The 26,533-nt window shown below is 66.6% G+C and carries 19 protein-coding genes and 1 tRNA gene; 3 read left to right on the top strand and 17 right to left on the bottom strand.

The annotated features are described in order from the left end of the window. The 14 genes from EYB42_RS01125 to EYB42_RS01060 all read right to left on the bottom strand — a co-directional run bounded on the left by EYB42_RS01125 (position 1) and on the right by EYB42_RS01060 (position 18,019). A complete protein-coding gene (locus EYB42_RS01125; RefSeq protein WP_135447259.1) occupies positions 1-3,339 on the bottom strand; it encodes a glycosyltransferase in 3,339 nt (1,112 codons plus the stop codon). Positions 3,340-3,467: 128 nt separating this feature from the next. Continuing rightward, positions 3,468-5,978 (bottom strand): DUF3131 domain-containing protein, encoded by a 2,511-nt coding sequence (locus tag EYB42_RS01120; protein WP_135447257.1) that lies wholly within the window; start codon positions 5,976-5,978, stop codon positions 3,468-3,470. A gap of 37 nt (positions 5,979-6,015) precedes the next feature. Continuing rightward, positions 6,016-6,774, bottom strand: a complete 759-nt coding sequence (locus tag EYB42_RS01115; RefSeq protein ID WP_167850873.1) for a polysaccharide deacetylase family protein — start codon at positions 6,772-6,774, stop codon at positions 6,016-6,018. Beyond that, on the bottom strand, positions 6,771-10,304 hold the full coding sequence (locus EYB42_RS01110; protein ID WP_135447252.1) for a sulfatase-like hydrolase/transferase: 3,534 nt from the start codon (positions 10,302-10,304) through the stop codon (positions 6,771-6,773). Before EYB42_RS01110 ends, EYB42_RS01115 begins: the two co-directional genes overlap by 4 nt. A gap of 147 nt (positions 10,305-10,451) precedes the next feature. Beyond that, positions 10,452-11,189: a polysaccharide deacetylase family protein gene (locus EYB42_RS01105; RefSeq protein ID WP_240783927.1), complete on the bottom strand. Its 738-nt coding sequence runs from the start codon at positions 11,187-11,189 to the stop codon at positions 10,452-10,454. Positions 11,190-11,245: 56 nt separating this feature from the next. Next, entirely contained in the window at positions 11,246-12,037 is a 792-nt protein-coding gene (locus EYB42_RS01100) for a polysaccharide deacetylase family protein (RefSeq protein WP_205909937.1), read from the bottom strand. After that, a complete protein-coding gene (locus EYB42_RS01095; protein WP_135447246.1) occupies positions 12,034-13,050 on the bottom strand; it encodes an ABC transporter ATP-binding protein in 1,017 nt (338 codons plus the stop codon). The genes EYB42_RS01100 and EYB42_RS01095 overlap by 4 nt, the downstream gene beginning before the upstream one ends. 103 nt (positions 13,051-13,153) lie before the next feature. Beyond that, positions 13,154-13,777 carry a hypothetical protein gene (locus tag EYB42_RS01090; RefSeq protein ID WP_135447244.1) on the bottom strand — a complete coding sequence of 208 codons (624 nt, stop codon included), beginning with the start codon at positions 13,775-13,777 and terminating at the stop codon, positions 13,154-13,156. Positions 13,778-13,993: 216 nt separating this feature from the next. After that, a tRNA-Cys gene (locus EYB42_RS01085) sits at positions 13,994-14,067 on the bottom strand. A 50-nt stretch (positions 14,068-14,117) separates the two neighbouring features. Continuing rightward, the gene (locus EYB42_RS01080; protein WP_135447242.1) at positions 14,118-14,732 is read right to left on the bottom strand and encodes an NAD(P)H-dependent oxidoreductase; all 615 of its coding nucleotides are present in this window, start codon (positions 14,730-14,732) and stop codon (positions 14,118-14,120) included. Beyond that, the gene (locus EYB42_RS01075; protein ID WP_135447240.1) at positions 14,729-15,310 is read right to left on the bottom strand and encodes an NAD(P)H-dependent oxidoreductase; all 582 of its coding nucleotides are present in this window, start codon (positions 15,308-15,310) and stop codon (positions 14,729-14,731) included. The genes EYB42_RS01080 and EYB42_RS01075 overlap by 4 nt, the downstream gene beginning before the upstream one ends. Next, positions 15,310-16,164, bottom strand: a complete 855-nt coding sequence (locus EYB42_RS01070) for an ABC transporter permease (protein ID WP_135447238.1) — start codon at positions 16,162-16,164, stop codon at positions 15,310-15,312. The genes EYB42_RS01075 and EYB42_RS01070 overlap by 1 nt, the downstream gene beginning before the upstream one ends. Then, positions 16,161-16,958 carry an ABC transporter ATP-binding protein gene (locus tag EYB42_RS01065; RefSeq protein WP_135447236.1) on the bottom strand — a complete coding sequence of 266 codons (798 nt, stop codon included), beginning with the start codon at positions 16,956-16,958 and terminating at the stop codon, positions 16,161-16,163. The genes EYB42_RS01070 and EYB42_RS01065 overlap by 4 nt, the downstream gene beginning before the upstream one ends. Positions 16,959-17,002: 44 nt before the next feature. Continuing rightward, complete coding sequence (locus EYB42_RS01060; RefSeq protein ID WP_240783913.1) at positions 17,003-18,019, bottom strand: ABC transporter substrate-binding protein; 1,017 nt, start codon at positions 18,017-18,019, stop codon at positions 17,003-17,005. A 104-nt stretch (positions 18,020-18,123) separates the two neighbouring features. Between EYB42_RS01060 and EYB42_RS01055 the strand changes: the two genes are divergently transcribed. Further along, positions 18,124-18,636 carry a RidA family protein gene (locus EYB42_RS01055; protein ID WP_394346477.1) on the top strand — a complete coding sequence of 171 codons (513 nt, stop codon included), beginning with the start codon at positions 18,124-18,126 and terminating at the stop codon, positions 18,634-18,636. A 268-nt stretch (positions 18,637-18,904) separates the two neighbouring features. On the opposite strand, the gene EYB42_RS01050 is transcribed toward EYB42_RS01055, so the two are convergent. The 3 genes from EYB42_RS01050 to EYB42_RS01040 form a co-directional block, all read right to left on the bottom strand. Continuing rightward, on the bottom strand, positions 18,905-19,891 hold the full coding sequence (locus EYB42_RS01050; protein ID WP_240783912.1) for a lipocalin-like domain-containing protein: 987 nt from the start codon (positions 19,889-19,891) through the stop codon (positions 18,905-18,907). 157 nt (positions 19,892-20,048) lie between these two features. After that, positions 20,049-22,436 carry an ABC transporter permease gene (locus tag EYB42_RS01045; protein ID WP_135447232.1) on the bottom strand — a complete coding sequence of 796 codons (2,388 nt, stop codon included), beginning with the start codon at positions 22,434-22,436 and terminating at the stop codon, positions 20,049-20,051. Continuing rightward, positions 22,433-23,089, bottom strand: coding sequence for an ABC transporter ATP-binding protein (locus tag EYB42_RS01040; protein WP_240783911.1), 657 nt, complete (start codon positions 23,087-23,089; stop codon positions 22,433-22,435). The genes EYB42_RS01045 and EYB42_RS01040 overlap by 4 nt, the downstream gene beginning before the upstream one ends. Before the next feature lie 166 nt (positions 23,090-23,255). Between EYB42_RS01040 and tpa the strand changes: the two genes are divergently transcribed. Next, positions 23,256-24,635 carry a hypotaurine--pyruvate aminotransferase Tpa gene (gene tpa, locus EYB42_RS01035; RefSeq protein WP_135447228.1) on the top strand — a complete coding sequence of 460 codons (1,380 nt, stop codon included), beginning with the start codon at positions 23,256-23,258 and terminating at the stop codon, positions 24,633-24,635. A gap of 356 nt (positions 24,636-24,991) precedes the next feature. Next, the gene (gene pdxR, locus EYB42_RS01030; RefSeq protein ID WP_135447226.1) at positions 24,992-26,446 is read left to right on the top strand and encodes a MocR-like pyridoxine biosynthesis transcription factor PdxR; all 1,455 of its coding nucleotides are present in this window, start codon (positions 24,992-24,994) and stop codon (positions 26,444-26,446) included. The last annotated feature ends 87 nt before the right edge of the window (positions 26,447-26,533 follow it).

Raw genomic sequence — 26,533 nt, 5'->3', positions numbered from 1 at the left:
TCAGTCGGCGCTTTCCGTTGCCCGCTGACCAGCGGCCCGCAGGCGGGTGCCAGTCCGGTCGATCTTGTACCAGCCGGTCGGATGACCGGTGACTGCGCGGAACAGGCCGCGGATCGCGGTGATGTATAGCAGCTGCCGGTAGCCAAAGCGCAGCAGCGGGATCAGGAACAGCGTCTTCCATTCCCAGCGTCGTTCGAACCAGAAGGCGGTCAGCGTGCGCAGAACCTCGATCCCGGTCATGATGAAATAACTGGTGAACAGAAGGATCGGTAACGACCCGCCCGGCAGAGCCTCGCGCAGGACGATGGAATATACGGCAGTGCCGACAACGGTGACCAGCAGGATGTCATCGAGCAGGGCCAAGAGCAGCGACACCGGGCCGAACCAGATCGAATCGACCACCGAAAAGCCCACCGGCAGGCCCGAGGGGATGACTCCGCGATGTTTCCAGCTGACTTGCAGCATTCCGAGCTGCCAGCGCAGCCGCTGGCGCAGGAAGGCACGCACGGTGACCGGGACTTCGGTGATCGAGCGGGCACGCTCTTCGAAGCGGACGCGATAGCCCGCGCGATGGACGGCCACGGTCAGGTCGGCATCTTCGGTGATCGTCTCGCCGGAAAAGCCGCCGCCGGCGCGCACCGCCTGCGTCCGCCAGGCCCCGACCGCACCGGGCACCACCAGGATGCCGTCGAAGAACTCGTGTGCCCGGCGCAGCACATTCTGCGTTACCATGTATTCCTGGTGCTGGAAGTCGGTGAGCAGGTTCACGCGGTTGCCGACCTCGACCAGCCCGGCAACTGCGCCGACACGTGCATCCTTGAAAGGCTGCACCAGCCAGCGGATCGTATCGGGCAGGAAGATCGAGTCGGCGTCGGCCGCAATGAAGATCGGCGTGTCGATGTGGGCAAGCGCCAGATTGGCCGCGTGCCATTTTCCGGCATTCTCTTCGCGCAGAAGATGCAGGCGCGGATGATCGGCCACCAGCTGCCGCACAACGTCGAATGTATGGTCGGTCGATCCGTCATCCACGATGAAGACCTGGAAATCCGGGTAGTCGGACCGCATGACCGATGCGACGCAGGCGGCAATGACCTTTTCCTCGTTGAAGGCGGGAATGATGACAGCGACGGGGGGCGTGAAGTCCGGGTCGATTCCGGGGTTCCGCCGACGGATCAGCGACAGGAAGATGTAGATCAGCGAGAACGCGGCCGAAATCACCAGCATAACGAAGAACAGGACCGTCACCCCGTTCATCAGAAAGTTGGCCAGCGAGAAGGCAAGGCCGTCGCCCGGCTTCGGTTCGGGCAGGGCTGCGGCCGTAGGGAGCGTGCCATCTGCCCGTGCGGCCATGTCCGGGGCGAGAAACCGGAATCCGTCGGCGATCAGCCGTGACAGAAGTTTCGGCAGCGCAGCCAGCTGGTCGGGGCCGGATTCGCGCAGGTCCAGGGTCACGACCTGGGTCTGATCGAAGCCACCCTCACGCAGGATGCGGTCGGTGAATTCGTCCGGGTCGATCGGGCCAAAGGGCGCATCGAAACTGGAGCGGATGGGGATGAGCCCGCGCTCCAGCAGATCCGCTTCGGCCACAAAGGCATCGCGGCTGAAGTGTGGCGGGCCGGCGCCGGGGCGCAGCAGCACCAGCCGCGCGGGCTGACCGAATGTTTCCGTAAGGTAGAGCTGGGCGAAGTTCAGCAACATCCGCGCCGCGATACGGGATTCCTCGCGGTCGGGCAGGGGGGGCAGAAGGCGCAGGCCAAGAACATGCCCTGCAGCCACAAGCTTGCGGGCCGAGGCCCCGCGCAACAGCAACATTCGTAGGTCGGCAAAGAAGGCAGCCTTCACCCCGCTTTGCGAAAGTGTTTTCAGAAGCCCATCAACATCGCCCAGGCTTGGCAGGCCGTCGAAGGCCAGGACCAGTCCGCCCTGCACCTGGACCCCGCGTCGAAGCACGCGGTTGGGCAGGGGCAGGGGGGCGTAATCCTGCGCCGTGATCCGCAAGGCTGAGGCATCCGCCGCGACCCGCCGCTCGCCCGGCACGGCGGGTAGGATGGCACCGACGGCCGGGCCACCGGTTTCCGTCAGGACCTGATGCGACAGATCCACCGGGCCTGTCAGACGCTCGGCAGGTCCGCGCCCCGCAGGGTCAGGCTGAAGCAGTGACCACAGGGCCGGATCCTCATAGCCCAAGGGCCAGATTGCAACGCTCTGGTCCTGGGCCAACCCGGCCAGCTGGTTGGCGGCAGTGGCCGCGTCGAGAAGCCAGATGTCGTTGACCCGGCGGCCGGAATCAAGGTAGCGGATCGCCGTTGCCCCCCGGGCCGGGTCGAAGCGTGGAGAGAGGTCCGCACGGTCGGCACGGGCGAGGGCCTCGGCATAGCTGATCCGCTGGCTTCGCGCCTGCCCGCTTTGCCAGGACTGTCCGAAGCTTCCCAGCGCCACAACCAGTTTCGGCCCGGGAACCAGCGCCTTAACCTCAGCCATTTTCACGTTGAACCAATCCGGCGGGGCTGGCGCCACCAGAGGCGAGGACGTTTCGCGGAAGGCCTTTACCACCGCAAGGTCCAGCAGATTGACAAGCCGGGCGTCGCGCCAGAACCCCGCTTCGGGCCCCGCGATCAGGCACAGCGCGGGCGGCAATTGCCCCGGTCGCCCGGCGGCCAGCGACAGACGCGACAGGGCCTCGCGCAGAAGGCGCGGGTCCAGATCGGGATGCGCGGTCAGGTCGATGCAAAGGCCTGGCAGCGGCTGTTCGCGCAGGAAGCCGGCCAGTTCCTCTGTCATCCGATCCAGCGCCGGTCCGTCTGACAGCAGGTGCGCCAGTTCGTCCGTGCGGGTGCTGGCGGTGATCTGCGCCACGGTCAGGGCCGACCCGCCGGGCATCCCCATCTGATCGGCAAGGTCTTGCAGCGCGCGGTTGCGCCCAGCCCATAGCGGCACCACCGCGCCATTCGGTGCGCCCAGCAGGAAGGCATCAGCCAGAACCCGGTCCAGCCGGTCGCACCGGCTGCGCAGCCCGGTCAGCGCGGTGTTGTCGGCCGCAGGCAGATAGCCCAGGACCAGCCGCTGCCGCCCCCCTACTGTCTCGGGTCTGCGTTCGCAGGGTCGGGCGGCATTCGCTTGCAGGGTAATGAAGGCATCGGGGGGGCGGGCCGTTCCCTCGGGCTGGGCTGCCGCGGTGTTCAGAGGCAGGTCGATCAGCAGACGGCGCCCCAGATCCCAAAGCCAGACCACCGTCATAACGGCCAGCACGGCAAGCAGCACGACCACCACCTTGCCGCGGATGCCGCTTCGATCCTCGAATACGTGATCCGGTTCTTCTTCTTCCGGGATCCTTGTCAAACGCCTGCTTCTTTCGCTTTGTCGCCCAGCGGGCCCCGGGTCGTCATAACCGGCGGCAGCGGCATGACAAGGGCCGAACCGTGCCGAGCCTGCCGCAGTCGGGGCAGGTATGTGGCCCGGTCAGGATCCTATGCATGGCGCAACGCATGCCCGATCGCCGTCAGGATCACGCCGTTGGTGTTCAGATCGGTGTAGTCCCGCATGGCCTCCATCGTCCGGGTGAATACCCCGACCGAAAAGCCCAGGCCTTCGATCCGTGTCCTGTCCCGCATTACCTCAAGCAGCCGGTCGCACCAGTCATGCGCGCGCACCGCGCCCCAGAGATAGGCGGACTTGGTGCTGAGAAGCTCGGCCTTCGCGCGGAATTCCGGCGTGTCGTATTGTGCGGCGCCGCCGAGGCCACGCACGACCCAGGCTGCATCGCCCAGATGCCCTAACCGAAGGCCCTGATAGGAAAACCAGGGTGGAAAGTTCAATGGTGCCTCGGAGGCGCATTTGAACTGGCCGGTCGTCTCCCACCAGTCGAGTTGCGCGTCGAACAGCACCTCTGCGATCAGGGCGGAATCGCGGTCGGCCCCAAGCTCGATGATCTCCAGCAGCACCGGCTCGATGCCGACCTGACCGATGGCGGCCACGTCGTAAAGGAAGGCGATGTCGCGATCGGACTGCGTGCCGCCCGCAAGCCCCGGATAGGGCGAGACGAGGGTAAAGCCCCAGGCCGCCATGCCGCGGCGGCTGTAGGGGGTGCAATGCGACTGGGTGGTGTCGATCCACCGGCCCTGAAGGTGGCTGCGCGGTCGACCCTCCGGCAGGGCCACTGCAAGATCCCAACCCGCAACCACCGCTTCTGCGGCCGTGCGATCCAGCAACCCCGCTTCGACCACGTGGTCGAGCGCGATCAGGAAACGGCCCGCGTCGCAGACATCGAAGCCGGGCGCGACCACGCTGCCGGTGTCGGTGCGGAACATGGCGGGCGGCAGGCGCGCGCCCTCGACCTCGCCGATGGGCAGGTTCGCCACAAGCAGGCGGATGCGGTCCCTTGCGTCGTCACGGCCGATCAGACCCAGTTCATGCGCAGCACGGATGCCGTGCAACTGGCTGGCCAGATCCCACAGCGTTGCCTCGCGGTTGATGACCATCATGGAACCGCCCCGCACCGTACCGGCGCACATGCCGGTCCTGGCATCGGTGAACCGCTCGATGTAGGTCCAGGCGAGGCGTGCGTCTGCCAGAAGGCCGGAGCGCGCGGCAGCATCGGGGGAGGGCGGGCGCAGCGGGTCGGTCACCTTGCGTCGGCGCACGGACCACAGTCGTGCCAGCACCGGCTCGGTTTCGACCAGGTGGGCGGCAAGGCCCGGGATGGTGTGGAAATAGGCCTCGCCCGACAGCGCCGCATCGACAAGGCGCTGGACAATCTGCGTGCGGCGCACCGGCTGAGCCACATCCTCTGGTCGGATGAGGATGACATGGTCTTCCAGCGGCGAAAGGTCCAGCACCCCGTCCAGCCCGGGTGCCGATAACTGGCGCGGGGTCAGCCGCAGCCGGCCATCGGGGTCGATGCCCTGCACGGGCCAGACGGCGGGAGCGGAACCCACATGCACGGCGACGGGATCCGCACCGCCCGGTGCGGGCAGGTCGCCGTCGCGCTGGCAGGCGGGCGGTGGCAGGGTGGGCGACGCGGCGGCCGGGGCGCAGAACAGCACGGTCCCGGGAAGTTCACCGTAGGTCTCGGCCTGGCCGGTCAGCGTCAGCGGCACGCCCTGGCCGGCCAGCTCGCGGACAAAGGCAAGGATTGCATCGTCTTCCTCGAGGGTGGTCCCCGCTTCGACCAGCAGCGCCAGGTCGATCGGCAGAGGCCGGCCTTGGTATAGCCGAAGCTGCGCCGGGCTGGCCATGTGGATGCGTCCCGCAGCATTGGAAGCCGCCAGGAGTGCGGCCACCTCGCTGGCCCGCGCCACCGGATCTGCGGCCCCCTCAAGCGACAGCGACAGCAGCAGATCGCCGCCCCCGGACAGGGCCTGCGCCAGCCGGGTCGGCAGGCCGGGCGCATCAAGCGCCGTCCACAGCCCGCCCGTTCCGACCAGTTCCCCGCGCCCGGCCACAACCATCGACACCGGGCCGTCTGCGGCCCGCAGGTGGATGCGGAACCCCGCCCCGCGAAAGGCGGTGTGGTCGATGTTCGGATCCTCTCCGCGGTCGATCAAGGTGACCACAGGGAAGGCGCGGTCGCCTGCCGGACCATCGCGGAACGCACGCACCACCGCCTCACGCAGCTGTCCGGCCCGGCGCAATTGGAAATAGCGCTCAGTCCGCGGAAGCTTGCCGATGGGCAGGGCCAGGTCGAACAGCCCGGGATCGCGCAGCGCAAGGCGCGCCAGCAGGTCGCAGAGCTGCCGACCACCGGCCTCGAGAGCGGTCAGTGCGACCAGATCGGCCACGCAGGTCACGGGCAGACCAGCCGACAGGAAGGTGGCAACGGTTGATTCCAGCCTGTCCGGGTCCGTCCCTGGCCCGATCCCGTCCAGCAGCAGCGACACCTGCGCGGCGCGGGCCTGACCACGCAGCACGCCGGGCAGGGCAAGACCCGGCAACGCGGCAGCGCCGCCCTGCATGACGTGACGACGGGTCAGCCGCATCATCGGCAGCCCCCGTTTCCGCCCCTGTTCCGACCGGTCCTCATGGCGCGGTCTCCAGACTGGCCAAGGCGTCGCGGACGGTGGCGACCTCGATCACGCCACGGTCGCGCAGGAAGGCTGCGCAGGAAAATATCTCGTCCATCATCGCTGCCGACACCTCGTAATCGCCGGGCGGGCCTTCGGTGATGCCGTGGAACAACAGCACCAGCCAGGTTCCATCCCGGGCGCTGGCGACCATTTCGCCGCAGACCTGGGCCGCTGTCATGGTGTTGACCACCTCCAGCCGCCCGATGAACCGCGGCTCGATGGCGTCCCGTGGATTGCGACCGCCGTGGCCTTTCCAGGACAGATGCGCCCGGTAGCTGGCCATGATCCGGTCAACCGTGGCATCGGTGAAGGCACCGAAGGGCGAGGAGAACGACACCGGTGCCACGCCGACCTTTTCGGCAATTTCGTCCACCGGATCGTCGATCTCGGCCGACAGCGCCGCGGGCGGAAGGTCGGGCAGGCGGACGTGGGTCCGGCCATGCGCGCCGATTTCCCAGCCTGCGGCGTTGAAGGCGCGGACCTCGTCCCAGGTCATGGTCCAGGCGGCAGGGTCAGGCGTGTCGCCGACCAGTCCCGTCGGCACGAAAAGCGTCCCCGGCAGCCCGTGCGCACGGGCCAGTCGTAGCCCGTGGTCGAACTGCGCGCGCGAGGCATCGTCGAAAGTGATGGTCAAGAGGCCTTTCGTGGGTTCGGCGGTGCCGGGGCCCGCAAGCAGAACGGCTAGGATGACAAGCAGCGCTCGGACGGTCACGGCGCAGCCTCCACGGCAAGGGTCTCGCGCAGGCGCCCCCCCTCGGGGCCGAGGAATTCCATGATGCGGCCATCGGCGCGGATCAGGCCGATGTAGGGCTGCCGGAACCCGATTTCCGGCGCCGCGGTCAGCGGGCTGCCATCGAAAAGTGGTGCGATGGCGGTATCTTCGCAGAAGGCGCTGTCGTGAACGATCACAGCCACCGGGCGTCGGTCGGCCAGGGCCGTCGTCAGGGCGACTTTGAAGGGGGCGGGGTCCGGGGGCGTGCCGGTATCCAGTGCCGCGCATCCGTCGAAGCGGGCGATCAGGGCGGGTTCCGGGGTCAGGCCAACCAGATTGACCCCGCGCGCAAGCGGCAGGGAAGGTCCTCCCACGGGACCGAGGCCGGATTCACCCTGATCGAAGCCCGCGACCGAGACTGCCTCGAACCGCTGCATCGGGGTTGGGGTCAGCGTGTCGGTGAAGATCTCGGCAGCGCCCGCCTTGAGGGCTGCGTCCAGCTCTGCCACGGTGTTGATCGTATGCACCCACGACAGGACGCCGGTCGCCGCCCGCGCCTCGCGGGCCAGGCCAGTGGCCAGGCGTTCCGGCGGCATGGCCAGTCCGAACAGATCCATCCCCCGCAGCGCCGCCAGCACCGAGGCATCGTCGCCGGAATACTGGTAAAGTGTCCAGATCAGGTCATCATAGCCCATGTCGCGCAGGCGGCCGTATTGATCGGGCTGGTAGAACTGCGGGATCAGCCGGGCACGAAGCTCGGGGTAGGTTTCGGCGATGTAGCGATAGGCATCCATGGCGCCGGACTTTAGGTCCAGCACAACCCGCACACCCGGCGTCGCGGCAAGCCAGCCGATCAGGGTCTGAAGCGTGCAGGGCGTGAAGCCCGCCTGTGCCTTTGCCCGGGCCATGACCTCGTCAAAGGGCAGTGGGCCGGGGGGTGGGACACCATCCACCGCAAGGAAGGGCGCGTCCCAGTCGTGCAGGCAGACCAAGCGTTCGTCGGCGGTCCAGGCAAGATCGATCTCGACCAGTTCATAGGATGCGCCGTTCGCCTCCAGCGCCTCCATCGCATTGGTATAGGTCTGACCCTGCCAGGCACCCCCGGAATGGGCGATGCGCGGCAGCCAGTCCAGCCGGCGCTGGGCATCGTTGCGCACGGGACGCATGATGTTGGTCAGGTTCAACCCCAGCGCAGTCTGGCGCGGCCCGGTGAATTCCTGCACCTCCCCATTTCCGGCGATAAGCGCGACATAGGGTTCCTCGTACCACAGGTCGCGCCATTTCGTCAGCCCGGTGCCGGCAAACAGCGGTTCAAGACCCGGATCGACCTCGTAGCAGACCACGCTGTTATGCGCGACGATCACGAATGCGCCGAATCGGTCGGCATTGGCCTTGATCGCGTCCTGGAACCCGGTTTCCAGAGGCACCCGGTCGGGCTGGCGTCCGCCATAACCGCAGGTGTCCACATGCCCCAGCTTCTGTGGCGTGCCGTCCGGCGTCAGCCCCAGCAGCGTCAGTCCGCGCATCAGACTTACCTTGTCGCCCGTGGCCGGGTTCTTCACCCATGACTCTCCGGTCAGGTATCCGGCCGACCGGATTGCGACCGCCCCGGTCAATCCGTTGGGCGGGGTGTAGTCGATCACGTTTGCCGTGGCGAACTGGCGGCGGCGGGCAAGGTCGGCCATCAGGGCATCATGGAAGGCAACCTCTTCCCTGCCAAGGGTGAAGGGGGCCTTCAGAACCTCGGGCGCAACGGTGACCCCGTCCTCGACCACGATCTGTCGCAGGTCGGGGCTGGCAAGGCTGCCCACCAGCAGGCAGAGTTCGGCCCCCCCGGGTGGCGGTGCGGCGGCAAAGGCGGCGGTGCGGGCGCACCGATCCAGCCAGACGAAGCGCCGGTCAAGCGCCAGGTTCGACACACGCTCGATCAGGGTGATGTCGTCGCTGGCGTCGAAGTCGATTCCGGTGACGGCCAGAGCCTCGTCCAGCAAGAGAAGCACAGGGAATTTCAGCCGCCGGTCGCCCAGCGCCACCTCGCCCGCCGCGGCATCCACCGTCAGCCCGCGGTCGATCTGCGGGTAGGACCACATCGCCGCCAGCCAGGCGCGCCCTTCGGAGATCAGCGCTTCCAGCCCGGGCTCGCTCGTGCGCAGGGTGGGTGCGGCCGCAAGAAGATCGCGGCCATAGCCCAGCGCCGGGGTTGGCGCGCCGATCAGGCCCAGAAGCGTGGGGCCGATGTCCAGCGTGGTGCCAGGCTTGTCGATCCGGGCGGGGGGCAGGTCGGGTGCGAAGATCATCAGCAGGTTTCGTCGCGGGCCCGCCTGAAGCCGGTCTTCGGCAAGGTTCGGCATTGCCAGATGGTCCGAGGCGACGACCAGCACCGTGTCGGCAAAGGCCGGGCTGGACCGGATCTTGCGGATGAAGTCGGCTGCCAGCCAATCGGCGCAATGCACGGCGTTCAGGAACTGGTTCGTTCCGTCGCCATACGGCCGATCCGCGCAGGACCGCGAGGCGAATCCGAAGGGATGGTGTGTGTCCAGCGTCAGCGTTACCAGGCCAAATGGCCGACCGCCGGCCGCCAGCGCGTTGAAGCGTGCCATTACCTCGGGATACAGGCTGTCATCAAAAAGGCCCCATTCGTTGACGTAGCTCGGATCGGGAAGTCGAGGCTCCAGCTGGGTCCGCCCCTCTACCAGGTCAAAGCCGTGGCTGTCATAGAAAGTGCCCTTGCCGGCAAAGTCCAGGTCCGCCCCGCCCAGATAGGCCAGATCATAGCCTTCGCGGGCAAGAAGGTCGCCAAGGCAGGTGGCGCCGGGCAGGAAGCGGTCCACCCCCGCGCCAGAACCGACCAGCGGCATACCGCACTGGCTGGCCACCATGCCTGCGATGGTCCATCCGGCTTCTTCGACCTCGGTCAGGTCTGTGAAGCTGACCGCCTCGGCCTCGAGCGCGGAAAGGTTCGGCATCAGGCCGGGAAAGCGGGTTTCATCCAGATAGCTGCGTTCAACCGATTCCAGATAGAGCAGGACCAGGTTCCTTTTCGGCCCGGTGAACCTGGCCTGCTCTACCGGCACGAAGCCGGCCGGGACGGGGCCGACCGGGGCGGCGGACTGCCGGGTGCTTGCAGCCAGACGGGTCAGGTCGTCCGTGGCGGGGTTTACCCAGACGGCAGCGGCCAGCAGCGCAAGGCCTGCGATCAGGCGCGGGCGGGCATACGGCAGGGGACTGTCGCTGCGGATCAGCCGGTAAGCCAGGCCGGCCGCAGCAAGGCAGGCCAGCACTGCCGCTGCCGACCAGGCGGCCAGCCCGGCGAATGCGCGCAGTCCTGCCCCCTCGAAGCCCGCGCGCAGGTGATAGATGACCGAGGCATCGATCCCCGATCCGGTCAGCTGGTCGATGCCCACATAGGCCGGAGAAAGCAGAAGTACTGCCAGCAGACCCACCGCTGCCAGAACCGCCAACGGCCGCGAGGTCGCCGCCTTTCGCCACAAGACCAGCGCGCCGACGACAAGTGCAAGGCTAGTCCACATGGCTGCCCCCTCTTCCGCGACGCCGCACGCGCACCCGTCCCATCTTCCCCGGGCCCATCCCCGACCTTCCGGGTCCGGCGAAGCCGCCGAAAGCCCGCCTTCAGACCTAAGCGTTCCAAGCCGACCGGGCAAGCGCGGTCGCCCGCATCACCTCGGTTGATGCGGAACCACTTTCAGCGCTTCGCCCGCCGTCATCAGCCGGACGAGCCCCGCGTCCCGCAGCCGATCGGCACAGTCCAGCACACCCAGGAACTGCTCGACTGAATTCTGGTAGGGGGTCGCCGGGGTTTCTCGTATCTCATGCCAGATGTAGACCAGCCAGTACCCCTCGCGCCCGGCCCGTTCGATCTCGGCGCAGACCATTTCGACGGGCATGCTGCTTCTTACCTGACTGCGATTGACACGGAAATGATCAGTCGCGCCGGGCTGGTGCACCCCCTCGTTGCCCCAGGCACGGAAGTTCGCGTCGTAATAGATGCGTGCCCGGTCCAGAACCCGGTCGTCATAGGCGCCATAGGGCGAGGCCAACATGATCGGATAGACCCCGGTTTCGCGATAGATCCGGGCCGCGGGCAGGCCCAGTTCGGCCTCAAGTTCGTCGTCCGTGGCCTCGGTCAGGCGCAGATGCCTGTGGCCATGCGCGCCGAAATCCCAGCCATGCCCCGGAAGGCTTTGCAGGTCGTCCCAGGAAATTCGGTTTGGCGCGCTGCCGATAGCGCCGGTCTGGGCAAAGAGCGTGCCGGGAATGTCGCGCCGAAAGAATTCGGGCATGTAGCGGTTGAAGAAATCCGCATAGGCGGTGTCCACGGTGAAGGTTACTATCCCGACTTCGGGCTCCGCCCGGGCAGGGTGCGCAAGCGTCAGAAGATCGGCAACCAGAAGCACCAATGCAGAACCCAGGACTGCCGAGGCCCGTATTCGCGTGCAAGGGCGTCGGGTCCTCATGGTTGAACCGGAAACGGCTCGGGCGAACGGGGCGTGTGCGGCACCACCTCCAGCGCGTCGCGGGCGGTCACCAGGCGGATGATGCCCTCGTCCCGCAGGCGGTCGGCGCAGTCAAGCACGCCCTCGAATTGCGCGACCGAGTTTTCGTATTCGTAGGTCGGCTCGTCCACGACCCGGTGCCACATGTAAACCAGCCAGTAGCCCTCGCGCCCGGCACGTTCAATGTCGGCGCAGACCTCCTCGACCGATTTCGTGTTCGGAACCTGTTCGCGGTAGATGTGCCAGTGGTCTGTCTGGTCGAACCGGTTTATCCCGTCGTTTCCCCAGCCCCGGAAATGCGCCTTGTAATAGAACCGCGCCCGTTCCAGCACCCGGGCGTCATAGTCGCCATTGGGCGAAGCGAAGGTGATTGGGTAGATGCCGGTCTGCACATAAATCTGCGCGGCCGGAACGCCCAGTTCCATTTCCAGAACCTCGTCGCTGGCCTTGGACAGGGCATAGGCATGGGTATAGCCGTGCGCACCGAATTCCCAGCCGTGGGCGGCAAGGTTGCGCACATCGTCCCAGGTCATGTCGCCGGGTGCACCGGTGATCGGCTGGGTCTGGCCGAAGATCGTTCCGGGGATTTCGCGCGCGAAGAAGGCTGGCATCCTTTGGTCGAAGAAGGCTTCGGTAACGTTGTCCACGGTGAACGTGACGATCCCGACCTGCGGTTCGGCACCGGCCGCCGCCGCCATGAAGGCAAGCAGGCAGGCCCCTTCTGCGATGCGCTTCATGTGGTGGTTCAAGATCCCCTCCCTGGCTGTCTGATGCGCCTGCCCGCAGTGTCGAAGAACAGTTCCCGGCTCCGGTCGAAGTCCAGGAACACCACCTCGTCCGTCCTGAAAACCTGATGTCCGAAAAGTCTGGCGACCACAGGGCCCAGCCCTTCCGTGCGCAGGATCAGGTTCGTCTCGCAACCCAGCGTCTCGACATGCTCGACGATTGCGCGCAAGGCGCCCTCTGCGCGGCTTACCGTGATGTGCTCGGGCCGGATGCCCAGCATATGACCGGGCCGGCCAAGAGGTCCGGCGGCAAGAAAGTTCATCTTCGGCGAGCCGATGAAGCCTGCGACGAACAGGTTGTCCGGGTCGTGGTACAGGTCCATCGGGCGGCCCTGCTGTTCGATCCGACCCTGATTCATTACCACGATCCGGTCTGCCAGCGTCATCGCCTCGACCTGGTCATGCGTGACATAGATCGTCGTCGTGCCAAGGCGGCGGTGCAGGTCCGCCATCTCGATCCGCATGTGGACGCGCAGCGCCGCGTCCAGGTTCGACAGCGGCTCGTCGAAAAGGAACAGGCTCGGCTTGCGCGAGATCGCCCGACCGATAGCCACCCGCTGCCGTTCGCCCCCCGACAGTTCCTGCGGCAGACGGTGCAGAAGCGGCGTCAGGCCCAAGATGGCGGCTACGCGATCGACCTCTCGCCGGGTATCGGCGCGCGACATGCCGGCCTGGCGCAGGCCGATGCCCAGGTTGCCCGCCACGGACAGATGCGGATATAGCGCGTAGCTCTGGAACACCATGGCGATGTCGCGCTGGGCCGGCTGCAGGGCGGTGATGTCGCGTCCTCCCAGGTGGATCGTGCCGCTTTCGGGGCGCAGAAGCCCCGCGATGGTCCGCAGAAGCACCGACTTGCCGCAACCGGAAGGTCCGACCAACGCCCAGAATTCGCCCGAGCTCACGGCCAGATCCAGCCCGTGCAGCACTTCTTGGCCGTCGAAGCTTTTGGTCAGTCCGGCGATGTCGAGGGATGCCATGTCGCTCTGGGCCTTGTCTTGCTTTGATCTAGGCCCGGATTACGCAAGCGTGCAACAGTCTTTTGCGCCGCGCCTCATGCGCAAGCGATGCCCCCGAGAGATATCAGTCGGCTGTCGCAACGCCCTTGACGATCGAGACGGGCTCTGCAGCGGCAATCGGCGTGTCCCATTCGTTTTCGCCTATGTAAACGGCCGCGTCGAGGTCGGGGATGAACATGTAGACCTGGGCGCGGCCGTCATCGCTGCCGAAGATGCTTACCTCGACCGGCAGCACGCGGTAGGTGCAGCCGCCCCAGCTTCGTTCAGCATATTCGCGAGTCCTGAACATCACGCGTTCCTCCGTGCTGAAGCCGTCGCCATAGGTGACGGTGCGCTCTACGCTGTATCTTCTTGTCTCGCCTTCCGGCCTTTCGATGAACGACAATCCGGCGCCGCCATATTCATAGACGGCATGGCGCTCACGGATGACCTCGCCGTTTTGGGTGTCAGAGGCTTCGACATGGGCAAAGCCGAATCTGGATCGTGAAACAAAGCCCCACTGGTCCTGGTCGTTATATTCGGTGCGCTCGATGATCATGCCGTCAGCATCCCGGCTGAGCTGGGTGACCGAGCCATCGTCGAAGGTGATGGTAACGCCTGTTTCCAGATCCTCTGGTGTGGACGGGCAGTCGGCAAGAGCGTGGGGCGCAGAGGCGGCAAGAAAGGCGGCGGCAACAGTCAGTTTCATCGCAAACACCTCGGCGGAAAGAAAGGAAGGCTGCCTTCAAGGATTGCGATCAAAGGCCCGCAAAGCAAGAGTTTCGTCGGCCCTGGCGCGACGTCACGCATTGTCCCGGGCGCAAAGGACCGGCGTTTGCCACTGCCGCGCAGATTGCGCGGAACGGGCGCAACCGTTTCTGCCACCGCCGTATGGCCGCGCAAAGTGTCTCTGAAACGGAAAAGCTGGAGGCGGGTACCGGAATCGAACCGGTCTACACGGATTTGCAATCCGCTGCGTAACCTCTCCGCCAACCCGCCGCAGAAGGTGGCATGGGGATAGCGGATCGGGTGCGGGGCTGCAAGGGGCCTCAGCGCAGAAGGCGGTCCATCTGCCTGGCGACCTTCGCCAGATGGCGGGCACGGGTTTGAGGGGTAGAGCTGTCCATCAGGTAGTGCGCGGCAAAGACCTTTCGGGTGCGCGGCGCGCAGAGCAGTCCGATCCCGCGCAGAAGTATCCGCTTGCCGGGGCTGCCTACGAAGGCGGTCAGCCACCAACTGGCGCCGCAGGTGGTGAAGACGCCAAGGCGGCGGATGTTGGTCAGGCCGGGGCGGATGGTCTGGTTCTCTCCCGCCGGCATCAGAAAGGCGACATCGGGCAGGAACACCCGGTCGAGCCAGCCTTTCAGCACGGCAGGCAGCGCATACCACCAGGTCGGATAGACGAAGATCAGCGTATCCGCCCATTGCAGCGCCTGGACATCCCCGGCCACCGGCTCCCGGTTCGCGGGTGTGTCGAGATAGCCCTCCCAGTCGGCCAGGCGAAGGGCGGGGTCGAAGCCGCGGGCGTAAAGGTCGATCAGGCGGACCGCGGCGCCCCTTGCCGCCAGCCGCTCCAGCACCACGTCGCGCACCGCGCCGGTGAAGCTGTCGGGCTTCGGGTGGCAGAAGACGACAAGGGCTTTTGCGGCGGGGGCGTGGGTCACAGGCGGTCCATCTCTCGGGCGATGCGGGTCAGGAAGGCGCGGCGCTGCGCTTCCGTCGCGCGGTTCATGTCGTAAAGTGCCAGATAGCGCAGCCGCGCGGGCCGGCAGATATAGCGCAGGACGCGGGTGACGAACCGCTTCGGCGGGTTCCCGGCGAGAAAGGCGCGCAAAGGAGTGGCGCCATAGCTCGTGACCACGGCCAGCTTGCGGACATGGGTCAGGCCGGGGGCGACGAGACCGTCCTTCAGCACGAAGGACACGCCGGGCAGGAAGACCCGGTCGATATAGCCCTTGAGGATCGCGGGCATCCCGAAATTCCAGGTCGGATAGACCAGGACCAGCGCCTCGGCCGCGCGCAGCCTCTCGACATGGGCCCGGACGGGCGCGGTGTTGCGGCCGGTGTCGAGATAGGCTCGGCGTTCCTCGGCCGTCAGCACCGGGTCGAACCCCTCGGCGTAAAGGTCGCAGAGGTCCACCTCCCAGCCGCGCCCGCGCAGCCGGTCCACCACCACGCCGCAGAGCGCGGCGGAATAGCTGTCCGCGCAGGGGTGGGCGTAAAGGACAAGCGCGCGGGGCATCAGCTGTCCCGCTTCAGGGCACTTTCGTGCCACTTGCGCAGAAGCATGTGCGACAGGAACGACAGGCCCGCGAAGACCACCACCCCCGTCACCGCGATCAGGAGAAGGGCCGCGAACATCCGGGGGATGTTCAGCCGATAGCCCGCTTCCAGGATGCGGAAGGCAAGACCCGACCCGATCCCCCCGGTGCCGGCCACATATTCCGCCACGATGGCGCCGATCAGCGACAGCCCCCCCGCGATGCGCAGACCGCCGAGGAAATAGGGCAGGGCAGAGGGCAGTTGCAGATAGCGCAGCCGTTGCCAGCGGCTGGCACCATAGATGCGGAACAGGTCGCGCAGGTTGTGGTCAGTGGAGTTGAGGCCAAGGGTCGTGTTCGACAGGATCGGGAAGAAGGCCACGATCCAGGCACAGAGCAGCAGGCCCACAGTGCGGTTGTCGACATAGATGAAGATCAGCGGCGCTATGGCCACAACCGGGGTGACCTGAAGGATCACCGCGTAGGGGTAGAAGGACATCTCGGCAAAGCGGCTCTGGTTGAACAGGACCGCGAGGCCCACGCCACCGATCACCGCCACGGCCAGCGCCAGCAGCGTGATTTGCAGCGTGACGAGGAAAGCCTCGAACAGCATCGGCCAGTCCTTGACCAGTGTCTCAAGCACCTTGGCCGGGCCGGGCAGCAGATAGGGCGGGATGTCATTCCAGACGATCACCCGGTCCCACAGGACAAGCAGGATCACCAGCACTACCCCCGGCAGCGCCCATTTGGCCACGGCTTCGACGCGCTTCATCCGGGCGCGCCGGGCCTCTTCGGGGTCGAGCACCCCGGCCTGAGTCTGCGGCAGGTCGGTCATGCGGCTTCTCCCATCGCGCGGTGCAGCGCCTGGCTGGCTACCTTGCAATGAGCCGCATAGCCGGCCGAGGTGCGGAAGGCCTCGTCACGTGGGTAGGGGGCGGTGACCAGAACCTCCTCGATCACCCGGCCGGGGCGGGCGGCCATCACCACTATGCGGTCGGACAGGAACACGCTTTCAAAGACCGAATGGGTCACGAAGATCACCGTGCAGCCGATCTTTTCGCGCAAGGCCAGGAGGTCGGTGTTCAGCCGGTGCCGGGTGATCTCGTCCAGCGCGGCAAAGGGCTCGTCCATCAGGATCAGGCGCGGGTTGGTCACCAGCGCCCGCGCGATCGAGACGCGCATCTTCATGCCGCCCGACAACTCGCGCGGATATGCCCCGGCAAAGGCCGAAAGGCCGACCAGCGCAAGTGCCTCGTCGATCTCGCCCTTGACGGAGGCCAGGGACTGCCCGCGCAGCCGGAAGGGCAGGTAGACATTCTGCACCACCGTCGCCCAGGGCATCAGCGTGGGTTCCTGGAACACCACGCCCAGATCGCCCGCCTTCTGACCGCCTTCCCAGCGGATGCGGCCCTGCGTGGGCGTGGACAGGCCCGCGATCAGCCGCAGCGCCGTGGACTTGCCGCAACCCGACGGGCCGAGGAGCGAGATGAAATCGCCTTCGTGCACGGTCAGCGACATGCCGCGAAGCGCGGTGACCTGGCCGTTGAAGACCTTGCCGACCTCGGCAAGCTCCAGAAGGGGGGCGCGCTGGCCCAGCGGCAGGATGGGGCGGTGGAGGAGATCGGTCATGTTATCGCGGAGGGTGGGCACTGGTGCCCACCCTGCCTGTCCAGTCACATCTTCGGCTTCAGCTCCATCCCCACGCCCTTGTTGACGAAGCTGGTGTTGATCGTCTTGGTCCAGTCCACATCTGCCGAAACGACCCCCGCCGCGACCATCTTGTCGAAGAAATCCTTCACATGCGCCTCGGTCATCGCCCCGATCCCCATGGTCTCGGCATCGCCCGAATCGACGATCCCTGCCTCCTTCATCTTCTCGATGGCGTAGGCGATGGCCTCGTCGGTCATCTCGGGATTATCCTTCTTGATCAGCTCGTTGGCGGCGGTGTTGTCGTTGTAGAGATAGTTGTACCAGCCCTTGATCGAGCCCTCGACGAAACACTGCACCTGCTCGGGCTTGCTGGCGATGGTGTCTGCCATCGTCTCGATCAGCGTCGAATAGGTCGAATAGCCCGCATCCGCGATCAGGAAGACGTCCGGCTCCCATCCGGTTTCCTTGGCGACGAAATAGGGTTCGGAGGAAAGATAGCCCTGCATGCCCCAGTTCTCGTTGGCGATGAACGGTGCGGGGTTGAAGGTGTAGACCTCGCGCTGCTCGTCGGTGAAGCCATAGGCCGCCTTCATCCACTGGTAGAAGCTGGCATATCCCTGGTCGCCGATCAGGATCTTCTCGAGGTTCTTCAGATCCTCGAAGGTCTTGGCCTTGCCGGGATGGGTGACGATGACCTGCGGTTCCTTCTGGAAGGCGGCGGCGACAGCCACGATCGGGATGCCTTCCTGCGCGGCGCTGAAGGCTTCCAGGAGGTTCCCGCCCATGTGGAAGTCGACCTTGCCCGCGATCATCAGTGCGCGGTTGTTCACCTGGGGGCCGCCCGGCTGGATCGTCACGTCCAGGCCGCAGGCGGCATAGGTTCCATCGGCGACCGCCTGATAGAAGCCACCGTGTTCGGCCTGGGCAAGCCAGTTCGTCCCGAAGACGACCTTGGCGTTCTTTGCCAGTGCCGGGGCGGCAAGCCCGAGCACGGCAGCCAGCACGGCCATGCCGGAGATGGGGGCGTTGGCAGACATCATGCGATCCTCCTGTCGGGTGTGATGACTTCCCACAGCCTGGGCTGCAGGCAACGCTAGACAAGGGGGCTGGGAAGGCTGCCCCTGAATTCCGGTGGAAAAGCCGCATGATCGTGCAGATACTGGCCTTCCCTGCCGAAAGCTTATGCAGAAGCTTCGGCAAGGCAAGGAAATCCTCGGGGCACCACCTGCGACCGCTGCCCCTGCCACCGGAACGCCAGGAGAACGAGATGCGCAGCCTGAATCCCCCCTCCATCGCGCGGCCTTTCGCGGCCTATGCCCATGGCGTGGAGCTGCCCGCGGGCGCACGGTTGGTGGTGACATCGGGGCAACTCGCTCTTGCGCCGGATGGCAGCGTGCCCGAGGGCGCCGAGGCGCAGGCGCGGCTCTGCTTCGCGAATTGCGCCGCGATCCTTGCCGAGGCTGGGATGGGACCGGCGGATGTAGTTCGCATCAACGCCTTTGTCACCGACCGAGCGCATATGGCAGGCTACATGGCCGCGCGTGATGCATGGCTTTCCGGCGTGACGCGCCTGCCGGCCTCCACCCTCGTGATTGTCGCGGGTTTCACCCGGCCGGAATTCCTTGTTGAGGTCGAGGTCACCGCCGCCAGACCCTGACCCAGGCGAATCTAGCGGCCAGGGCCGCACACCTTTCCTCTTGTCGTCGGCCCTCGCCTCTTCCTCGGCGATGGGGGCATCCTGCCGCCGGAACGCCGGGGAGTAATCGGGAAGAAGCAAGTAGATTTGCTCCTTCCCAGATACTCTGGGGGTGCGGAGGTGAAAACCCCGCGGCTTAAGCAGGTTGCGCCGCTGGCACAGAGGCGAAACACGGGCTTGCGCCTTGGGCGCTGGCTTTTCCGACGACCGACCGGCACGCGTGGCCGTGTCAGTAGCCGGTCATCTCAAGATACCCCCTGCCACGGTGGCTGCCCTCGATCCGGACCGGACCTTCCCAGTAGGGGACCGAGGTCGTCATCCAGGCCTTCGGGTTCAGGGCCCGCAGGGTGATGTCGAGGCCGCGCTCGGGCAGGGTCAGCCGCCAGGTCGTGGGCACCGCCCGGCCCGCCACCCGGGTGCGTTGCTGTGGCTCGGCCCGCAATGCGTCGGGGGAAAGCGGAAGGCGGGTGCCGTCGGCCATGATCCAGGTGCCCGAGGTGAACCCCGCACCCCCGTCGCGCAGCATGAAACCCATCAGTTTCTCGCCCGTATCGAACGACAGCGAGAACCAGTCCCACCCCGTCTGATCCGGCGCCAGGGGCTGGGAGGACCATTCGCGGTCAAGCCAGGCCTGGCCCGTCACCGCGATCGCACCTTCGGGCAGGTCGAGCTGTCCCGTCACCCGGTAGAAGGGCTGCGAATAGTAATGGCTTGCCTGGCCTTCTCGAGATTTCACCGAATAGCCGCCCGCGCCGTGGGCCACCAGCGGGCCTTCGGCGATCAGGTCAAGGACATAGCCGAAATCCGCGCCTCGCGCCGCAAGAAACAGGCGGGACAGCGCGTCCTCGTCCGGGCCGGACAGGGACCGCATCTGCCAGTCGTCGATCCAGGCCCCGAAGCCGCCCTCCAGCGACACGCCGGCCTGCCCGATCCCGCCACGCGCAAGCCGTTCGGCGACATGATGCGCCGCTGGCGTGGTGACTGCTGCATGACCCATCCACAGTTGCGGACTTTGCCAGCCCGCGCCTTCCTGCGGTGCAAGGGCCGAGCGGAACAGCGTCCATTGCGCGCCGTAGTCGGTGCCGTCCGGTCCGGTCAACGTCGCCGTCAGATACCACCATTCGATGCGGAAGGCCGGATGTGCCCCGTGGTCGGCGGGAAACTGCAGCGTATGGGCGGGGTCGGGCAGGGCGAAGCCATCGGCCGGGGCCCCCATGCCGGCGAAACCCTGCGCCTGGGCGGGGGCGGTCAGGACGGTCAGCAGCGCTGCAAGCCAGGCCAGGGCACGGAAGGAGCGGGGCGGCTCTCTTACCCCTCCGTTTGGGAGAGACGGAGTCGGGGGGCGCGGGCTGGGAAGGGGCGGAGAAGGTGGACTAGCGTTCATGGGCAAAGATCCGCAACAGATCGGACGGTTGCCGCCGCATCAGGCGCAGCGCGGGCAGCAAGCCCGCGAGAACTGCCGCCATGAAGGCAGCCGCAGCAAGCCACAGCCAGTCGACCGGAAAGACCTGCATCGGCAGGCGCCAGCCGAAGGCCTCGACGTTGACCACCGCCAGCAGCACCCAGGCCAGCGCCAGACCGAGCGGCAGGGAAAGGATAGCCGTCATCAGAGCCAGCAGCAGTGTCCGGCCCAGATCGAGCCGCGCAAGCCGCGCCTGGGTCAGGCCCAGCGCCCACACGGGTGCCAGCTGCACCAGTCGCTGGTCGGCCAGGGTCAGCAGGCTTGCCAGCATGGCGATCGCCGCCACCCCGAGGGTCAGCGTGTTCAGCGCCCCGGTCACCGCAAAGGTGCGCTCGAAGATGCGCAGCGAGAAGGCCTTGAGGCCCGCCTGATCGACCAGCGCGGTTTCCACCAACCCGAATTCCGCCCGCAACGCGGCCGACAGCGCCGCGACATCTTCCGGCGGAAGCCGCAGGGCGAATCGGCGGGTTTCGGCCTGCGGGAAGCGGGTCTGGAAGCTTGTCAGCCCGAGGATCGCCTGCGGCGAGGGGTTGCCATAGTCCGAGTAGACACCGACTACCGGAAGGTCGCCCCCCGGCAGGGGCAGGGGATCACCAAGCGCCAGCCTCGCACGGCGGTAAAGCTGTTCGTTGACCAGCACGCCCTCGCCGCGTGCCACCTGGTCCCAGACCTCTGGAATGGCGGTCAGCAGGGGCCAGTGGTCGCGGTAGGTGGCATGGTCAGCCACGCCGTAGATCTCTCCCGGCTGGCCGGCCAGCCGTGCTTCGGCGTCGACGATGGGCAGCATCGCATCGACCTGCGGTTCCAGCCAGGCGCGTATCTCGACTGCCTGGGCCGGGGTTTCGACGGTCAGGTAAAGCTCGGACGCAAGGCGCTGGTCCAGCCAGCCCGTGAAGGTGGCGCGAAAGCTTGCCACCATCGTGCCTACGCCCACGTTGGCTGAAAGCGCCAGCAACAGCGCCATCAGCGCAAGCGACAGGCCGGGCAGCTGGTGGCGCGTATCGGCCCAGAACCATTCGGCCAGCGGACCCCGTGCCAGGCGCACCCCCAGCCGCAGCAGCCCTGCCAGCGCAGCGGGCAACAGCAGCGCCGCACCCAGAAGCAACGCGGCCAGCACCGCAAACCCCGCCCACAGACCCTGACCAGCCATCAGCATCACACCTGCTGTCGCCAACAGGGCCATCCCGGCCAGCGCCTGTGCCCGTCGCAAGGCGGTCGCCGATCCGGCATGGGCCTGAGACTGAGCCGTGGCCAGCGGTGGCAGCCGGAAGGTCTGCCAGGTGCCCCCTGCACCGGCGGCCAGCGTGCCGGCTACGGCCATCGCCAGCCCGCCCGCCACCCAGCCGGGGCGCAGGGCCAGTGCTCCGGGAACCGTCGCGCCGTAAAGACCGCCCAGCGTTGCCGCAACATCCGGCAGCAGCGCCGCCGCCAGCAGATAGCCCAGTGCAATGCCGACGCCCCCGGCGATCAGTGCCAGTGTCAGCAGCTCTGTCAGGATCAGCGCCCCCAGCGCCCGCGCCGGCACTCCCAGCGCCCGCAAGGTGCGCAGCATCGGGCGGCGCTGTTCGAAGGCAAGGCCGATCGCGGAATGGACGATGAAGATGCCGACCGCGAAGGCCAGCACACCGAAGGCTGTCAGGTTCAGGTGGAAACTGTCGGTCAGCCGGGCAAGGCCATCGTCCGGGGCCGCCGTGCGCAACTCCAGCCCGGCGGGGATCGGGCCGGGCAGGGGACGGGCGGGGTCGATCAGCAGGGCCGTTATCTCGCCCGGCCGTTCCAGCAGGCGCTCGGCAAGGCCGATATCTGCCAGGACGGTCATCGGCGGCAGGTCGGGGGCGGGTAGGGGCTCAAGGCCCCGCAGCGCCGCCGCGACCCCAGGACGATCCAGCGTTTCTGGCGCGGCCACTACCACCTGCCCGGTCAGAAAGTCCTGAAAATCGCCTTCGGCGGGGCCGGGCAGCCCCCGGATTGCGGCCTCGCGCGGCAGGGTCAGCGGTTCGATGCCCAGAACGCGCAATCCTTGGCGCGTACGCCCTTCCAGCACCGGTGAGACTGGCCATCCGCCCCGGCGCAGCCCGGCGTAATCGGCCGGCGCCAACACGCCGGAGACAGGCACCAGCCGGTCCATCCGGTCCTGTCCCAGCACCGCCGCCGCCTTGGCATAGGCCGCCCGCGCTTCGGCGTTTATCGCCTGCACGCCCGACCAAAGCGCCGTCGCCACCGCCAGACCGATCACCAGCATCGCCAGCTGCAGGGGATGCCGTCGCCAGTGCGACAGAAGTGCGACCAGCACCGTCATGCCAACTTGCCTGCCCGCAGACGCAGCCGCCGGTCCAGCCGCGCCGCCAGACGTTCCGAATGGGTGACCATCAACAGCGCTGCGCCCGTCTGGGCCACCAGATCCAGCATCAGCCCCATGACAGCATCGCCTGTCGCCTCGTCCAGGTTCCCCGTCGGCTCATCGGCAAGGATCAGCGAGGGCCGGACCGCCAGGGCCCGGCCGATCGCCACCCGCTGCTGCTGCCCGCCCGAGAGTTGGTCGGGATAACGGCCGAGCAGGCCCGTCAGCCCAAGCACCCGGGCCAGATGCACACACCAGTCCCGATCGTGCCGCGCGGCCAGCCGCGCCTGAAAGGCCAGATTCGTGCTGACATCCAGCGAGGGGATCAGGTTGAACTGCTGAAACACAAGGCCGACCCGGTCGCGCCGCAGCCGCGCGCGGCCGGCGTCGTCCAGCCCCGACAGCGCGGTGCCGCAGACCTCGATCTCGCCCGCGTCTGGTCTGTCCAGGCCGCCTGCCAGATGCAGGAGCGTGGACTTGCCCGAGCCCGACTCTCCCGTCAGCGCCAGGCTTTCCCCGGCAGACAGCGCAAGGCTGACGCCTTCCAGCACCGCCACGCGCCCCTCGGCCGAGGGGTAGGACTTGACCACATTCTTGACCTTCAGAACCACGACCGTCCCGCCTGCCGCACCTTTCCCAGCATCTAGCGCGCGCACCGCAGGCTCAACCCGCAATCTGCCGCAGGCTGGCCCTAGCGGGCGGTCGGTTCTGGACATAAGGTGATGCGGCAAACTGCCGGATGATACCGCGCAATTCTGAATCGAAAGGACGCCCCTCATGGAAGGCTTTGCAGGCTTGAACGACATCGGCGCAGTGGTCGAGGCCGACCGCGCCCATGTCTGGCACCATCTGTCGCAGCACAAGCAGTATGAAACCGTCGATCCCCGCGTCATCGTGGAAGGCAAGGGGATGCGCGTGTGGGATGCCAAGGGCAAGGAACACATCGACGCGGTATCGGGCGGGGTCTGGACGGTGAACGTAGGCTACGGCCGCACCTCGATTGCCGATGCCGTACGCGACCAGCTGGTGCGCATGAACTATTTCGCCGGCGCCGCGGGGTCGATCCCCGGCTCGGTCTTCGCCAAGCGGCTGATCGAAAAGATGCCGGGCATGTCCCGCGTCTATTACTCGAACTCCGGCTCCGAGGCTAACGAGAAGGTCTACAAGATGGTGCGCCAGATCGCGCACCGGCACCACGGCGGCAGGAAGTGGAAGATCCTGTATCGCGACCGCGACTATCACGGCACCACCATTGCCGCGCTGGCCAGCGCCGGGCAGGACCAGCGCGCGATGCAGTACGGGCCGTTCCCGGATGGCTTCGTGCGCGTGCCGCACTGCCTGGAATACCGCAAGCAGTGGGATGTGGAAAATTATGGCGAACGCGCGGCTGACGCCATCGAGGAAGTCATCCTGCGCGAAGGGCCCGACACCGTGGGCTGCCTGATCCTGGAACCCGTCACTGCCGGCGGCGGCGTGATCGTTCCGCCCAAGGGCTATTGGGAGCGGGTGCAGGAAATCTGCAAGAAATACGACATCCTGCTGGCCATCGACGAGGTCGTCTGCGGTGTGGGCCGCACCGGCACCTGGTTCGGCTATCAGCACTACGGCATCAAGCCCGACTTCGTGACGATGGCGAAGGGCGTGGCCTCGGGCTATGCCGCGATCAGCTGCACGGTGACGACGGAAGCCGTCTTCGAGATGTTCAAGGACGATCCGAATGACCCGCTGAGCTATTTCCGCGACATCTCGACCTTCGGTGGCTGCACCTCGGGCCCGGCCGCTGCGCTGGAGAACATGCGGATCATCGAGGACGAGGGTCTTCTTGAGAACACGCTGAAGATGGGCGACTACTGCCTGTCGCGTCTGCACGAGCTGATGGACAAGCACAAGGTCATCGGCGATGTGCGCGGAAAGGGCCTGTTCCTCGGCGCCGAACTGGTGGCGGATCGGGTGACCAAGGAACCGATGGACGAAAAGAAGGTCCAGGCCGTCGTCGCCGACTGCATGGCACAGGGGGTGATCATCGGCGCGACCAACCGCAGCCTGCCGGGCCTGAACAACACGCTGTGCCTGTCGCCGGCGCTGATCGCGACGAAGGATGACATCGACGAGATCATCACGGCCATCGACGGCGCGCTGGGCCGGGTGTTCGGGTAAGCTGCCCGCTGCTTGCACAGGAAAAGCCTTTGCCCGGGTCTGCGGTGACCAAGGGCAGCAAGGGACCGGGCAGCACAGCCCGGTCCGTCATGTCGTGTTGCATCACATGGTGCAGTCCGGCGCACCATTCTGCCTGTGCTGTCTTGTGATCAACCCTGTCGCCGTTTCCAGTGGTCACAGACGCAAGACGCAGATCCTCGGAACACGCCAAATCTTGCAGTGAGGCCCACGTTGCCGATGGTATTAACCGCCCCGCCCCCGTGCCTTGGTCTCCTGTTTCGTGCAGAGATCCCCGATCATATCCATGTCGACGGCTGGCTTGACTTGGCCGCCCCAAAGTCCCCTCATCTGGACTCATGGCCACCATTCCGCCCGAAGCCTTCTACCTGACCCCCGGCGCGACCGGCTCGCTGCAACAGCAGATCCGTGCCATGGTCACGCAAGGCATCCTTTCCGGCCGCTTCCGCCCCGGTGCGCGGATGCCGTCTTCCCGCGGTCTGGCCGAACACCTCGGCGTCAGCCGGATCACCGTGACGCTGGCCTATGCGGACCTTGTCTCTTCTGACTACCTCATGGCGCGGGGGCGGTCTGGCTATTTCGTTTCGGAAAATGCACCCCTTGCCCCCGAATTCCCGGCGGGCCCGCCGCGGGCCGAAGCCGTTGATTTCAGGGCGCTGACCCGTGGCCGCTTCACCCGGACACCCAGGGTCGAACGGCCTGAGGATTGGGACCGTTACCCGTGGCCCTTCATCTACGGTCAGGCAGACCCCACGCTGTTCGACCACCAGAACTGGCGACAGTGCGCGCTGCGCGCGCTTGGCAAGCGCGACTTTGCAGCCCTCACGACAGACTACTATGAACGTGACGACCCGCTGCTCATTCAGGAGCTTCTGCGCACGATCCTTCCCCGCCGCGGCATTGCCGCGCGCGAGGATGAGGTGCTTCTGACCGTCGGCGCCCAGAACGCGCTGTTCATTGCTGCCTCGGTCGTGCTGGGGCCGGGCCGCCGCGCCGTGGTAGAGAACCCGGGCTATCCTGCCTGGCGTGCAATCGTCGCCGCGACCGGGGCCGAGGCTGTGCCGGTTGATGTGGATTCAGATGGCCTTCCGACGCAAACCCTTGAGGGTGAAGTGGTTTTCACCACCCCTTCGCACCAGTGCCCCACGAACGCAACAATGCCGGTGGATCGTCGCGTGGCGCTGCTGGAGGCGGCCGAAGCCCGCGGTTTCGTCATCATCGAAGACGATTACGAATTCGAGATGTCCTTTCTGAAACCCGTCGCCCCGGCGCTGAAGTCGCTCGACCGCGGCGGCAGGGTGATCTACGCCGGCAGCTTCTCGAAATCCGTCTTTCCCGGCCTGCGCCTTGGTTACCTTGTTGGTCCGCCGGGCTTCATCGCCGAGGCACGGGCACTGCGCGGGCTGATGCTGAAACATCCGCCTGGCCATATTCAGCGGACCATGGCCTATTTCCTGGGTCTGGGGCATTACGACGCGCTTGTGAACCGGATGAAGAACGCCTACCGCCGCCGCCGTCAGGTCATGGCCGAGGCCATCGCCGTCGAGGGGCTTGCCGTCGCCGGGCAGGGCGGCTTTGGCGGATCCAGCTTCTGGATGCGTGCGCCCGACGGGGTTGACACCGAGGTGCTCGCCCTGTCCTTGCGTGCGGACGGGGTTCTCATCGAACCCGGGCGGGCCTTCTTTGCCGGTGACGGCCCCCGCAACTTCTATCGTCTCGCCTATTCCTCCATCGCCCCGCAGCGTATCCCCGAGGGCATTGCCCGCATCGCCCGGGCCCTGGGTCGTAGATGACTGCCATAATGCGTTGCGGCCGGCGTGGCGACGCAGAGACGCAGCGGAAAGAGAAGCAGCCTCTGGCCATAGCGGGCCGCCAAAACT

Source organism: Tabrizicola caldifontis, from assembly GCF_004762095.1.
GTDB lineage: Bacteria > Pseudomonadota > Alphaproteobacteria > Rhodobacterales > Rhodobacteraceae > Tabrizicola > Tabrizicola caldifontis.
Note: the sequence above shows the minus strand (reverse complement) of the source record. Positions and strands in the feature narration are given on the sequence as shown.

Bases quoted from the DNA above. Each gene is read 5' to 3' on its own strand.
- EYB42_RS01120 (WP_135447257.1), bottom strand. From the start codon at position 5,978: ATGATGCGGCTGACCCGTCGTCACGTCATGCAGGGCGGCGCTGCCGCG.
- EYB42_RS01110 (WP_135447252.1), bottom strand. From the start codon at position 10,304: ATGTGGACTAGCCTTGCACTTGTCGTCGGCGCGCTGGTCTTGTGGCGA.
- EYB42_RS01095 (WP_135447246.1), bottom strand. From the start codon at position 13,050: ATGGCATCCCTCGACATCGCCGGACTGACCAAAAGCTTCGACGGCCAA.
- EYB42_RS01090 (WP_135447244.1), bottom strand. From the start codon at position 13,777: ATGAAACTGACTGTTGCCGCCGCCTTTCTTGCCGCCTCTGCGCCCCAC.
- EYB42_RS01075 (WP_135447240.1), bottom strand. From the start codon at position 15,310: ATGCCCCGCGCGCTTGTCCTTTACGCCCACCCCTGCGCGGACAGCTAT.
- EYB42_RS01070 (WP_135447238.1), bottom strand. From the start codon at position 16,164: ATGACCGACCTGCCGCAGACTCAGGCCGGGGTGCTCGACCCCGAAGAG.
- EYB42_RS01065 (WP_135447236.1), bottom strand. From the start codon at position 16,958: ATGACCGATCTCCTCCACCGCCCCATCCTGCCGCTGGGCCAGCGCGCC.
- EYB42_RS01060 (WP_240783913.1), bottom strand. From the start codon at position 18,019: ATGATGTCTGCCAACGCCCCCATCTCCGGCATGGCCGTGCTGGCTGCC.
- EYB42_RS01055 (WP_394346477.1), top strand. From the start codon at position 18,124: ATGATCGTGCAGATACTGGCCTTCCCTGCCGAAAGCTTATGCAGAAGC.
- EYB42_RS01050 (WP_240783912.1), bottom strand. From the start codon at position 19,891: ATGGGGGCCCCGGCCGATGGCTTCGCCCTGCCCGACCCCGCCCATACG.
- EYB42_RS01045 (WP_135447232.1), bottom strand. From the start codon at position 22,436: ATGACGGTGCTGGTCGCACTTCTGTCGCACTGGCGACGGCATCCCCTG.
- tpa (WP_135447228.1), top strand. From the start codon at position 23,256: ATGGAAGGCTTTGCAGGCTTGAACGACATCGGCGCAGTGGTCGAGGCC.
- pdxR (WP_135447226.1), top strand. From the start codon at position 24,992: ATGGCCACCATTCCGCCCGAAGCCTTCTACCTGACCCCCGGCGCGACC.